At 72.3% G+C, this 11,011-nt stretch carries 12 protein-coding genes; 3 read left to right on the top strand and 9 right to left on the bottom strand.

What is annotated here, in order from left to right; genetic code table 11:
• Nucleotides 1–6 precede the first annotated feature (6 nt).
• From ACVW2K_RS20980 to ACVW2K_RS20940, 9 genes are all read right to left on the bottom strand, one after another.
• Nucleotides 7–1,170, bottom strand: a complete 1,164-nt coding sequence (locus ACVW2K_RS20980; protein ID WP_457203835.1) for an acyl-CoA dehydrogenase family protein — start codon at nucleotides 1,168–1,170, stop codon at nucleotides 7–9.
• Nucleotides 1,170–2,207 carry an LLM class F420-dependent oxidoreductase gene (locus ACVW2K_RS20975; RefSeq protein ID WP_028635642.1) on the bottom strand — a complete coding sequence of 346 codons (1,038 nt, stop codon included), beginning with the start codon at nucleotides 2,205–2,207 and terminating at the stop codon, nucleotides 1,170–1,172. The genes ACVW2K_RS20980 and ACVW2K_RS20975 overlap by 1 nt, the downstream gene beginning before the upstream one ends.
• A 27-nt stretch (nucleotides 2,208–2,234) precedes the next feature.
• Nucleotides 2,235–3,992 carry an ABC transporter ATP-binding protein gene (locus ACVW2K_RS20970; RefSeq protein WP_457203834.1) on the bottom strand — a complete coding sequence of 586 codons (1,758 nt, stop codon included), beginning with the start codon at nucleotides 3,990–3,992 and terminating at the stop codon, nucleotides 2,235–2,237.
• Nucleotides 3,989–5,725: an ABC transporter ATP-binding protein gene (locus ACVW2K_RS20965; RefSeq protein ID WP_457203833.1), complete on the bottom strand. Its 1,737-nt coding sequence runs from the start codon at nucleotides 5,723–5,725 to the stop codon at nucleotides 3,989–3,991. The genes ACVW2K_RS20970 and ACVW2K_RS20965 overlap by 4 nt, the downstream gene beginning before the upstream one ends.
• A gap of 71 nt (nucleotides 5,726–5,796) precedes the next feature.
• Nucleotides 5,797–6,261, bottom strand: coding sequence for a DUF6328 family protein (locus ACVW2K_RS20960; RefSeq protein ID WP_457203832.1), 465 nt, complete (start codon nucleotides 6,259–6,261; stop codon nucleotides 5,797–5,799).
• The gene (locus ACVW2K_RS20955; RefSeq protein ID WP_457203831.1) at nucleotides 6,258–6,812 is read right to left on the bottom strand and encodes a YbaK/EbsC family protein; all 555 of its coding nucleotides are present in this window, start codon (nucleotides 6,810–6,812) and stop codon (nucleotides 6,258–6,260) included. The genes ACVW2K_RS20960 and ACVW2K_RS20955 overlap by 4 nt, the downstream gene beginning before the upstream one ends.
• Before the next feature lie 65 nt (nucleotides 6,813–6,877).
• Entirely contained in the window at nucleotides 6,878–7,075 is a 198-nt protein-coding gene (locus ACVW2K_RS20950; RefSeq protein WP_028635647.1) for a PspC domain-containing protein, read from the bottom strand.
• Nucleotides 7,072–7,356: a hypothetical protein gene (locus tag ACVW2K_RS20945; RefSeq protein ID WP_457203830.1), complete on the bottom strand. Its 285-nt coding sequence runs from the start codon at nucleotides 7,354–7,356 to the stop codon at nucleotides 7,072–7,074. Before ACVW2K_RS20945 ends, ACVW2K_RS20950 begins: the two co-directional genes overlap by 4 nt.
• The gene (locus tag ACVW2K_RS20940) at nucleotides 7,353–8,528 is read right to left on the bottom strand and encodes a PspC domain-containing protein (protein WP_457203829.1); all 1,176 of its coding nucleotides are present in this window, start codon (nucleotides 8,526–8,528) and stop codon (nucleotides 7,353–7,355) included. The genes ACVW2K_RS20945 and ACVW2K_RS20940 overlap by 4 nt, the downstream gene beginning before the upstream one ends.
• 144 nt (nucleotides 8,529–8,672) lie before the next feature.
• Here ACVW2K_RS20940 and ACVW2K_RS20935 point away from each other — a divergent pair, with 144 nt between their 5' ends.
• The 3 genes from ACVW2K_RS20935 to ACVW2K_RS20925 are packed head-to-tail and all read left to right on the top strand — an operon-like array spanning nucleotide 8,673 to nucleotide 10,993.
• Complete coding sequence (locus ACVW2K_RS20935) at nucleotides 8,673–9,968, top strand: ATP-binding protein (RefSeq protein WP_457203828.1); 1,296 nt, start codon at nucleotides 8,673–8,675, stop codon at nucleotides 9,966–9,968.
• Nucleotides 9,961–10,623 carry a LuxR C-terminal-related transcriptional regulator gene (locus ACVW2K_RS20930; protein ID WP_457203827.1) on the top strand — a complete coding sequence of 221 codons (663 nt, stop codon included), beginning with the start codon at nucleotides 9,961–9,963 and terminating at the stop codon, nucleotides 10,621–10,623. Before ACVW2K_RS20935 ends, ACVW2K_RS20930 begins: the two co-directional genes overlap by 8 nt.
• Nucleotides 10,624–10,648: 25 nt before the next feature.
• Nucleotides 10,649–10,993, top strand: coding sequence for a hypothetical protein (locus ACVW2K_RS20925; RefSeq protein ID WP_028635652.1), 345 nt, complete (start codon nucleotides 10,649–10,651; stop codon nucleotides 10,991–10,993).
• The last annotated feature ends 18 nt before the right edge of the window (nucleotides 10,994–11,011 follow it).

The following is an 11,011-nucleotide window of genomic DNA, read 5'->3' as shown; positions in this document are numbered from 1 at the left end:
CCGTGTCTAGATCCCCAGGCTGCGGCCGATGATCTCCTTCTGGATCTCGGTCGTGCCGCCGTAGATCGTCTGGATCCGGCTGTCCGTGAAGGCCTTCGCGATCGGGTACTCCAGCATGTAGCCGTACCCGCCGTGCAGCTGGACGCCCGCATCGACGACCTGCTTCTGCAGCTCGGTGGTCCACCACTTCGCCATCGCCGCGAGCGTGGTGTCGACCTCACCCGCGTTCAGCTTGAGGATGCAGTCGTTGACGAACACCCGGGCCACGTGCGCGTTCGTCGCCATCTCCGCGAGCACGAAGCGGTTGTGCTGGAAGGAGCCGATCGGCCTGCCGAACGCCTGCCGCTCCTTGGCGTAGGCCAGCGACAGGTCCAGGACCTGCTCGATGGCGGCGACCGCCATCGCGGCGATCGAGATGCGCTCCTGGGGGAGGTTCATCATCAGCGAGATGAAGCCCGAGCCCTCCTCGCCGAGGAGGTTCTCCTTCGGCACCTCGACGTCGTCGAAGAAGAGCTCGGCGGTGTCCTGGGCCTTCATGCCGACCTTCTCCAGGTTGCGGCCCCGCTCGAAGCCCTTCATGCCGCGCTCGACGACCAGCAGCGAGATGCCCTTGTGGCCCGCGTCCGGGTCGGTCCGGCAGACCACGATCACCACGTCGGAGAGGATGCCGTTGCTGATGAACGTCTTGGAGCCGTTCAGCACGTAGCAGTCCCTGTCGGGCTCGAAGACGGCCGAGGTGCGGATGCCCTGGAGGTCGCTGCCGGCGCCCGGCTCGGTCATCGCGATCGCCGAGATGAGCTCGCCGCTGACCAGGCCGGGCAGCCAGCGCCGCTTCTGCTCGGGCGTCCCCAGCGAGGAGATGTAGGGGACGATGATGTCGCTGTGCACGGGGAAGCCGGGGCCGCTCGCGCCGACCCGGGCCATCTCCTCGGCGACGACGGTGTTGTAGCGGAAGTCCCTGACCCCCGCGCCGCCGTACTCCTCGTCGACGTCGAAGCACAGCAGCCCGGCCGCGCCGGCCCGTTGCCAGACCTCGCGGCTGACCTGGCCGTCCTTCTCCCACTGGTGGTGGTGCGGCACGACCTCCTTCTCGAGGAAGGTCCGCACGCTCTGCCGGAAGTCCTCGTGCTCCTGCTCGTAGATCGACGGGCGCTGGATCGACGCCGTCATCAGGACACCCACTCCTTGACCTGCGCGACGGTCGCGGCCGGGTCCTCGGTGACCGGGCTGATCTGGAGGTTGGTCACGCCGGCCTCCCGGAAGGCCGCGATCCGCTCCCGGACGTAGGACGCCGGTCCGACCAGGTTGCCCGCCTCGAGCCACTCGGTCGGCACGAGCGCCTCGGCGTCGCGCTTGTTGCCGTCGAGGTAGAGGTCCTGGATCTGCTTCGCCTCCTTCTCGTAGCCGTAGTGGCAGGCGAGCTCGTTGTAGAAGTTCTTGCCGCGGGCGCCCATGCCGCCGACGTACAGCGCGTACAGCGGCCGCATCAGGTCGAGCAGCTTCTTGGTGTCCTCGCCCTCTCCGATCGCGACCATGCCACCGGCGGAGACCTCGAGCGGCGCCAGGTCGGCGGAGCGCTTCGCCGCGCCCTTGGCGAGGGCCTCGCCCCAGACCTGGTGGGCCTTCTCGGGCAGGAACAGGAACGGCAGCCAGCCGTCGGCGAGCTCGGCGGTCATCGCGACGTTGGCGTCCCCGAGCGCGGCGACCCAGATCGGCACGACGTTGCGCTCGACCTTGGTGAGGATCTTCAGCGGCTTGCCGAGGCCCAGGCCCTGGTCGGCGGGCAGGGGGAGGGTGAAGATCTTGCCGTCGTGGACGAGGGTCTCGCGGCGCAGCCCCTGCCGGAGGATCGAGATGACCTCGCGGGTGCGTCCCAGCGGCCTGTCGTACGGCAGGCCGTGGAAGCCCTCGATGACCTGCGGACCGGAGGCGCCCAGGCCGATCACGGCGCGGCCGCCGGAGACGTTGTCGAGGCCCGCGGCGGTCTGCAGCAGCGCGCTCGGGGTCCGGGAGAAGACGTTGAGGATGCCGGCGCCGATCTCGATGGTCTCGGTCTTGGCGGCGAGGTAGCCCATCAGCGTGGGGGAGTCGAACCCGTAGGCCTCGGCCACCCAGACGGTGTCGAGGCCGGCCTTCTCGAGGCCCACGACCTGGTCGGCGGCCTCGCGGGGGTTGCCGGAGTACAACAGCGGCGTCGAGAGCTTCATGTTGACAGCATAACTGTCACAATCGGCCTAGTTGCCAGCCCCTCGTCCGTGCCAGCTGTCCCAGAGCGCCGCGTAGGAGCCGCCGGCGGCGACCAGCTCGTCGTGGGACCCGAGCTCGGCGATCTTCCCGTCCTCGACCACCGCGACCCGGTCCGCGTCATGCGCCGAGAAGAGCCGGTGCGCGATCGCGATCACGGTCCGGCCCTCCAGCACGGCCGCCAGCGACCGCTCGAGGTGGCGGGCGGCCCGCGGGTCGATGAGCGAGGTCGCCTCGTCGAGCACCAGCGTGTGGGGGTCCGCCAGCACGAGGCGGGCGAGCGCGACCTGCTGTGCCTGCGCGGCGGTCACCGCACGGCCGCCCGACCCGACGACGGTGTCCAGGCCGTCCTCGAGCGCGTCGACCCAGTCCAGCGCGTCCACGGCGTCGAGCGCGTCGCGGATGTCGGCGTCGGAGGCGCCCGGCCGGGCGAGCGCGAGGTTCTCCCGGATCGTGCCGACGAAGACGTGGTGCTCCTGGGTGACGAGCGCGACGTGGCCGCGCAGGTCGTCCAGCGGCAGCTCGGTCAGCCCGACGCCGCCGACGGTGACCGAGCCGGTGCGTGGCGGGTGGATGCCGGCGAGCAGCCGCCCGAGCGTGGACTTGCCGGCCCCGGACGGGCCGACCATCGCGATCCGCTCGCCCACGCCCACCGCCAGGTCGACGCCGTGCAGCACGTCCCGGCCCTCGACGTACGAGAAGCGGACGTCCTCGGCGTCCAGCTTCTCGCCCTCCGGCTCGCGGCCGCTGACCTCGCGGTCGTCCGGCACCTGGGCGACGCCGAGCAGTCGCGCGAGCGACGCGGCGCCGAGCTGCAGCTCGTCGAGGATCGAGACGATCCGGTCGACCGGGTCGATGAGCATCTGCACGTACAGCGTCGCGGTGGTGACGGCGCCCAGCGAGACCTCGCCCTGGGTGTAGAGGTACCCGCCGAACATCAGCGTCGCGACGGTCGGGACCAGGTAGGCGATCTCCATGTTGGGGAAGAACACGGTGCGCAGGTAGAGCGTGTAGCGCTCCGCGCGGAACGATCCCGCGATGTCCTCGTCGATCGCGCGGAGCCGCTCGTCACCGAGGCCGAGCGCCTCGACCGTGCGCGCGCCCTCGACCGTCTCGGTGAGGGTCGCGTTGATCTGGGAGTACGTCGCGCTCTCGCGCAGGTAGCCGTCCTTGGCGCGCCTGAGGTACCACCGCAGCCCGATCACCAGTGGGGGCACGCCGAGCACGCAGGGGATCGACACCCACCAGCCGACGCTCAGCGCCGCGACGAACGTGACCACCGCGGTGACCACGGCGATGGTCCACTCCGGCAGCGCCATCCGCACCGACCAGCCGAGCTGGTCGACGTCGCGGCTGGTCCGGGTGAGCAGGTCACCGGAGCCGGCGGCCTCGACGACGCCGACCGGGAGCGCCAGCGTGTTGTCGACGAAGTCCTCGCGCAGCTCGGCCAGCACCTGCTCGCCCAGCACCTGGCTCAGGTAGCGGGCGAAGCGGGTCAGCACCGTCTGGAGCACGAGGAAGCCGGCCAGGAGGGCGACGATCCGGTCGACGTGGCCGACCGTGGTGCCGTCCTCCACGGCCTGGACCAGGTCGCCCATCAGCCGCGGCGCGGCCAGCGCGGCGAGCGCGGCGAGCACGTGGAGCGACAGTGCGCCCCACAGCATCCTCGGGTGCCGGCGGGCCAGCGCGGCGGCGTACCGCCGCACGCCGCGGCTGTCGGCCACCGGCAGGTGGGTCGTGGCGCTCATCGCGGGGCCACCTCGCTCACGGCCAGCTCGGCCTCGGTCTCGCGGGTGACCACCCGGCGGTACTCGGCGTTCGAGCCGAGCAGCTCGCCGTGGGTGCCGGTCGCGACCACGCGGCCGCCCCGGAGGAACGCCACCACGTCGGCGCGGTCGAGCATCAGCGGGCTGGAGGTGGTCACCACCGTCGTGCGCCCCGCCCGGTGGCGGTGCAGCCGGTCCGCGACCCGGGCCTCGGTGTGGGCGTCGACCGCGGAGGTCGGCTCGACCAGCACCAGGATCTCCGGGTCGACGGCGAGCGCGCGGGCGAGCACCAGCCGCTGGCGCTGGCCGCCGGAGAAGCTGCGGCCGCGCTCGGCGACCACGGTGTCGAGGCCGTCGGGCAGGGCGTCCAGGATGTCGGCGGCGGACGCGGTGTCGAGGGCGCGTTCGACGTCGCCGCGACCGGTGACGTCCAGGCGGTCGCCGAGGCGGCCGGAGAAGAACAGTGCGCCGGTGTCGGAGACGACGATCCGGCGGCGGACCTCGGCGGAGGACAGCGCCGTCAGCGGCACGCCGCCCAGCGTCACCTCGTCGTCGACGGGCGCGTGCGTCATGCCGAGCCGGTCGGCCAGCTCGGCCGACTCGTCCGGCTGCTCGCTCACGACCGCCGTCAGCACGCCGTGGCGGACCAGGAGCCCGGTGCGGTCGTCGCGGAGCTCGGCCCCCGGTGCGGGCGAGCCCGCGGGGTGGGCCGGCTCACCGACCTCGGGCTCGAGCGCGAGCACCCGCACCACGCGGGCGGCGGCGACCCGGGCGCGGATGATCTTGTTGGCGTACTCGGTGGCCGTGCGCAGCGGGATCATCAGGAACGCCGAGTAGCCGTAGAAGGCGACCAGCTCGCCGGGCGTGATCGTGCCCTCCACGGCGTACCGGGCACCGATCCAGACGACGATCACCACGAACAGCCCGGGCAGGAACACCTGGAGCGCGTCGAGCACCGACTGCAACCGGGCGACCTGGACGCCCGCCTGCCGGGTGGTCTGCGACTCGCGGACGTAGCGCTCGTGGAAGACCTGCTCGCCGCCGATGCCGCGCAGCACCCGCAGGCCGCCGACGATGTCGCTGGCGGTGTTCGAGAGCGCGCCCATCAGGTGCCGCTGGTGGGCGCTCCGGCGCTGCAGCGGGCCGAGGATCGGGGCGACGCCGAGCATCAGCAGCGGGACGCCGACCAGCACCACGAGGCCGAGCGTGACCGAGGTCTGCAGCAGGATCACCGCGACCAGGACGAACGAGACGCAGGCGCCGGCGAAGCGGGCCGAGACGTCCATCAGCTGGCCGAGGTGGGAGAGGTCGTTGGTGCCGATCGCGACGACCTCGCCGGTCGACACCTTGCGGGGGAGGGTGCCGCCGAGCCGCACCGTCTGCCGACTCACCAGCTGGACGGTCCGGTACGCCGCGATCAGCCAGTTGGTCACCGCGAACCGGTGCCGCATGATGCCGCTGGCCGCCTGGACCAGGCCGATCGCGAACAGGATCGCCGCCCACTTGGCCAGCTCGGTCGTGTCCTTGTCGGCGACGCCGCGGTCGATCGCGAGTCCGATGACGGCCGGCATGACCGCCTGCGCGCTCATCCAGACGATGCCGAAGCACATCCCGCCGACGAGGGTCGGCCACTGCTGCCGGGCCATCCACCACAGGAAGCGCCCGGGGCTGCGGTGGTCCGGGACTCCGGGGTGGTCGTGGGGCAGGTGGTGCACGCTCCCACGCTACGGAGAAGAGTGTTTCGGGAGCGAATCATTTACGCGGTGAGCGTCGTCACGCCCGGAGGCTAGTCGTCGCTCCGCACCAGGGACAGCGGCAGCACCGCGAGCAGCAGCACGAGCACCAGGAAGATCGACCCCGACGCGACGACGGCGTAGGTGCGGTCCACCACGACGTCGAAGATCAGCATCACCATGCCGGACACGAGGAACGTCAGGCACGTGAGGACGCCGTACACGAGCCGGTGCGCGGTGTTGACGAGCCGCTCCTTGATGTGGCGACCGGAGAGCCGGCGGTGGATCGCGACCGGCGCCAGCACCAGCGCGGTCGTCAGCGCGGCCAGCACCACCAGCGTGAGGTAGAGGCCGGTCGCGAAGTCGTCCAGGTCCTGGAACGTCGACTGGAAGGGCAGGGTCAGCAGGAAGCCGGCGGTCAGCTGCGCGCCGGTCTGCATGACCCGCAGCTCCTGGAGGAGGTCGTTCCACTTCCGGTCGAGCCGCTCCTCCTCGGTCTCGTTACGCCCGTCGGTCACGACGCCAACCCTGGCACGACCTCGGCTCCCGGTAGCTCACCCGCGAGGGCGCCCGGGATCAGCAGCTTGGACCTGCGGACGCCGGAGCCGATCACGGCGACCTCGATGTCCAGGACGCGCGGGTCGACGAGCAGTCGCCACTCCTCGGGCATGCCGACCGGGGTGATGCCGCCGTACTCCATGCCGGACTCCTCCACGGCGCGGTCCATCGTGAGGAACGACGCCTTGCGGACGTCGAGGGTGCGCTTGACCAGGTTGTTGACGTCCGCGCGGGTGTCGGCCCGGACCAGGCAGGCCGCGACCCGCTCGACGCCGTCCCGGCGGCCGGCGACGACGACGCAGTTCGCGCCGGTGTCCATGCCGAGCGCGTACGCCTCCGCCAGCGCGGCCGTGTCGGCGAGGGCGGGATCGATCTCGACCACCCCGACGCGGTCGGCGTGCGACCAGGAGGTCAGTGCGGCGAGGACCGGCGCGGCCAGCAGGTCGGGGCGGTCCAGAGCGGGAACGGTCTCGATGCGTCCCAGGCTGGGCCCGAGGCGGGGACTGGTCATGGCCGTCATCCTGTCATCCGGGTGCACGTCCTTCCCGCCGTCAGCACGCTCGAGGCGTGCCGGCTTCAGACCTCCGGCATCAGGATCCACGCCGCGACGTAGGCGACGAGGGCGGCGCCGAAGCTGAACACCAGCCCCACGACGGCCGCGACCCGGACGAGCGTCACGTCCACGCCGAGGTGGTCAGCCACCCCGGCGCACACCCCGGCGACCATCCGGTCGTCGCGTCGGCGTACCAGGTTCTTCATGCGCAGGTCGTTCATCGGAGCTCCTCGGTGTCGTCGGTGTCGTCGGTGTCGGCTGTGGCGTCGTTGGTGACCCAGCCGGTCTGTCGGGTCGTCCACTTGCGGCTGCTGGACAGCCCGATTGCGAGCAGGCCGCCGAGGCCCGCGAGGACCCACGGGACCGGCAGCAGCCAGCGGACGTCGCCGTTCCCGACGGCGTCGGCCTGGACCAGGGCCCAGACACCGACCATCCCGAGGAAGGCGATGCCCATCACCAGGTGGCCGACGTTGACGGGGTGGCGTGCGGACTCGCGGTTCATCGGGTCACCTCGATCGTGCCGACGCTGAGCTCGAGGTCCAGCGTGACGGTGGGGTCGCCGGGGGCGCCGGCGGTGCGCTGCTGCTCGATGTCGATGCCGCCGTGCTCGTCCCCGAACAGCTTGATGTCGCCGGGTCCGTGGACGCGGGCGTCGACCAGCACGCGCACGCCCTCGGGCAGGGTCACGTCGATGGAACCGAGGTCACCGTCGACGTGGATCGTGCGCCCGTCGAGGCTGTCGAGGTCGGCGACCCGGGTGAGGTCGACGTGCTGCTCACCGACGCCGAGGGAGTACGTCGAGTCGACGGCTGCGGCCGTCGTGGGCGCGACCGACACCGAGTCGGTGTCGATCTTGTCGGCTGCGGTGGAAGCGGCCAGCGCGACCGCGGCGACCAGGCCGAGGAGGATGATGCCGCCCGCGCGACCGAAGAACGCGCCGAGGACCAGCATCGCGCCACAGATGGCGACGGCGAGGGCCGGGTACGCCGGGCCGGCGACGTTCGCCCCGGCCAGGTCGATGATCCCGAGCAGGCCCTCGCCGAAGGCGATCAGCGCCAGCGTGAACCAGAACAGGATCGGGCCGCGCTTGCGCGGGTTCGGCGGCCGCGTGTAGGTCACCGGCGGCACGTAGGGCTGGTAGGGCTGGTAGGTCTGGTAGGTCTGGGGGGCGGCGGGGTACGCCGGGGGCACCGGGCCGGAGGCGGCGGGCGGCGGCGGCGCCGCCGCGGGCGCGGCGGGGGACTGCGGATTGTTGCGCGTCAGCAGCCACAGGGCGATCAGCGCGACGACGGCGACCGGCCAGGGGAACCAGAAGGCGCCCCACGAGTCGCCGATGAGCGCCGCCGCGGCGACCACGCCGACGATCAGCAGCGCGACCGAGCGGCTGCGGTCGTCGAGGTGGATGGCCGCCCGCTCGGCGCCGTCGTCGGGGACCAACAGCCAGCAGGCGCCGTACAGGATCAGGCCGGCGCCGCCGAAGAACACCAGCACCACGAACGCGACACGCAGGATCAGCGGGTCGACGTCGAGGTGGCGGGCGAGGCCCCCGGCGACACCCGCGACCTTGCGGTCGGCGCGGGAGCGGCGGAGGCGGCCCAGGTCGCGGACCTGGTCGCCGGTGACCCGGGGGCCGGTCGGCCCGCCGGACGGTGCTTCGGGTGGGGTGGTGGTCATGGCACCAAGGTTGTCGCTCCGCACGCCTCGGGACCATCGGGGACGCCCCTGATCCTGGGCCGGGGGAGGCGATCCGCGGTCAGGGTCGGGCCGGGGTCCACCCTCATGGTGGGGGGCCTCCCGCTGTGTGACGATTGAGCCACGATGAGCAGTCCCCACACCACCGCCGACGCGACGGTCCCGCTCGGCGGCCGGCGCGCCGCCCGCGACACGCAGGAGCCGATCTTCGGCGGCGTCGCCTCCGGACTCGCCCGGCACCTCGGCGTCCCTGTCCTGTGGGTGCGCGCGGGCTTCGTGCTGGCGGCGTTCCTCGGTGGCATGGGCGTCGCGCTGTACGCCGGCCTGTGGTGGATGCTGCCGTCGGACTCGCACTTCGAGACCGGCGCGCCCGGCATCGAGAGCGCGACCCGCGGCGGCCGTCGCCCGGGCCGGATGCGCCGGCTGGGCGACATCGGTCCCGTGATCGCGCTGGCCGCGCTCGGTCTCGGCGCGATCCTCCTGCTCGACGCGGTGCTCGGCCGGGGCGCGGTCTTCTGGCCGCTGCTGATCGGCATCGTCGGCATCGGCCTGCTCTGGCGGCAGGCCGACGAGGCACAGCGTGAGCGGTGGCTGGACAGCTCCGGACGGATCGACCCGGTGCGAGTGGTGTTCGGCCGCGGCGGCTGGGCGTCGTACGCCCGGGTCGCGGTCGGCGTGCTGCTGATCCTGCTGGCCCTGGTGCTCTACTCGGCGCACGGCGGCTCGGTCTCGATGGCCCGCGACGTGGCGGTCGCCGCGATCCTCACGGTCGTGGGCCTCGGCATCGTGATCGGTCCGTGGATCTACCGGCTCGCCGCCGACCTCACCGACGAGCGTGCCGAGCGCGTGCGGACCCAGGAGCGCGCCGACGTCGCCGCGCACCTGCACGACTCCGTGCTGCAGACGCTCGCGTTGATCCAGAAGAACTCCGACGACGGCGCGACGGTCGCGCGGCTGGCCCGGGCCCAGGAGCGCGACCTGCGGGCCTGGCTGTACGCCGGGGAGTCGACCGACGAGCGCACCGTCGCCAGCGCGCTGCGCGGCGTCGCGGCCCGGGTGGAGGACGAGTACGCCGTCTCGGTGGACGTCGTCTCGGTCGGCGACTGCGACCTCGACGAGCAGCTCGGACCGCTCGTGAAGGCCGCGGGCGAGGCGGTCACCAACGCCGCGAAGCACGCCGGGACCGGCCGGGTCGACGTGTACGCCGAGGTCACGCCGGCCGCGGTCGACGTGTTCGTCCGGGACCGCGGCAAGGGCTTCGACCCGGCCGGCGTGCCGTCGGACCGGTACGGCGTCCGCCACAGCATCGTGGACCGCATGCAGCGCCACGGCGGGACGGCCGAGGTCCGGTCCGCTCCCGGCGAGGGCACCGAGGTCCGGCTGCACCTCGCCCGTCAGTCCCAGGAGGAGAGCCATGAGTGACCCGATCAGCGTCGTCATCGTCGACGACCACGCGATGTTCCGGCGCGGGGTCCGCGCGGAGCTCGAGAGCGCCGGCCACGGCCTCGTGGACGTGCTCGCCGAGGCGGCCGACGTCGACGAGGCGGTCGCGGCCGTGTCGGCGTACCGCCCCTCCGTCGTGCTGCTCGACGTGCACCTGCCCGGCGGCGGTGGGGTCGAGGTGATGCGCAAGGTCACGGCCACCGGCGCCTCTCCCGAGACCCGCTACCTCGCGCTGTCGGTGAGCGATGCCGCCGAGGACGTGATCGGCACCATCCGCGGAGGTGCGCGCGGCTACGTCACCAAGACCATCACCGGGCCCGAGCTGGTGCAGGCGATCCAGCGGGTGTCCGAGGGCGATGCGGTGTTCTCGCCGCGGCTGGCCGGCTTCGTGCTGGACGCGTTCAGCGGCACGATCGAGGTGTCCGCGGTCGACGAGGACCTGGACCGGCTCACCGAGCGCGAGCGGGAGGTGATGCGGCTGATCGCCCGCGGCTACGCCTACAAGGAGGTGGCCAAGGAGCTGTTCATCTCGATCAAGACCGTCGAGACCCACATGTCGAGCGTGCTCCGCAAGCTCCAGCTCTCCTCCCGGCACGAGCTCACCCGCTGGGCGTCGGACCGCCGTCTGCTCTGACCGGGAGCCTCACTAGGATCCCCGCATGGAGTTCCTGCGGCACCTTCTCCTCGTGATCCACATCCTCGGTTTCGCCGCCCTCCTGGGCGGTCTGCTCGTCCAGGCACGCAGCCCGGAGAAGTCGGTCAACGCGCTCATGCGGGACGGCATCGGGACGGCGTTCGTCGCGGGCCTCGCGCTGGTCGGCGTGCTCGAGGCCGACGACCAGGACGTGAACCACGCCAAGATCGCGGTGAAGGGCGTCGTCGCGCTGCTGATCCTGGTCCTGGTGATGGCCAACCTGCGCAAGCCGAGCATCTCGAAGGGCCTGTGGGCGCTGCTCCTGCTGCTGACCGTCGGCAACATCTGCGTCGCCGTCTTCTGGGTGTGAACCGGCCCCGGTGACGCG

The sequence above is a fragment of the Nocardioides sp. HB32 genome (genome assembly GCF_054058995.1).
Note: the sequence above shows the minus strand (reverse complement) of the source record. Positions and strands in the feature narration are given on the sequence as shown.

What these genes read in the sequence shown, in the direction of transcription:
- ACVW2K_RS20980 (WP_457203835.1), bottom strand. Translation starts at nt 1,170, where the DNA reads ATGACGGCGTCGATCCAGCGCCCGTCGATCTACGAGCAGGAGCACGAG.
- ACVW2K_RS20975 (WP_028635642.1), bottom strand. Translation starts at nt 2,207, where the DNA reads ATGAAGCTCTCGACGCCGCTGTTGTACTCCGGCAACCCCCGCGAGGCC.
- ACVW2K_RS20970 (WP_457203834.1), bottom strand. Translation starts at nt 3,992, where the DNA reads ATGAGCGCCACGACCCACCTGCCGGTGGCCGACAGCCGCGGCGTGCGG.
- ACVW2K_RS20955 (WP_457203831.1), bottom strand. Translation starts at nt 6,812, where the DNA reads ATGACCAGTCCCCGCCTCGGGCCCAGCCTGGGACGCATCGAGACCGTT.
- ACVW2K_RS20950 (WP_028635647.1), bottom strand. Translation starts at nt 7,075, where the DNA reads ATGAACGACCTGCGCATGAAGAACCTGGTACGCCGACGCGACGACCGG.
- ACVW2K_RS20945 (WP_457203830.1), bottom strand. Translation starts at nt 7,356, where the DNA reads ATGAACCGCGAGTCCGCACGCCACCCCGTCAACGTCGGCCACCTGGTG.
- ACVW2K_RS20940 (WP_457203829.1), bottom strand. Translation starts at nt 8,528, where the DNA reads ATGACCACCACCCCACCCGAAGCACCGTCCGGCGGGCCGACCGGCCCC.
- ACVW2K_RS20935 (WP_457203828.1), top strand. Translation starts at nt 8,673, where the DNA reads ATGAGCAGTCCCCACACCACCGCCGACGCGACGGTCCCGCTCGGCGGC.
- ACVW2K_RS20930 (WP_457203827.1), top strand. Translation starts at nt 9,961, where the DNA reads ATGAGTGACCCGATCAGCGTCGTCATCGTCGACGACCACGCGATGTTC.
- ACVW2K_RS20925 (WP_028635652.1), top strand. Translation starts at nt 10,649, where the DNA reads ATGGAGTTCCTGCGGCACCTTCTCCTCGTGATCCACATCCTCGGTTTC.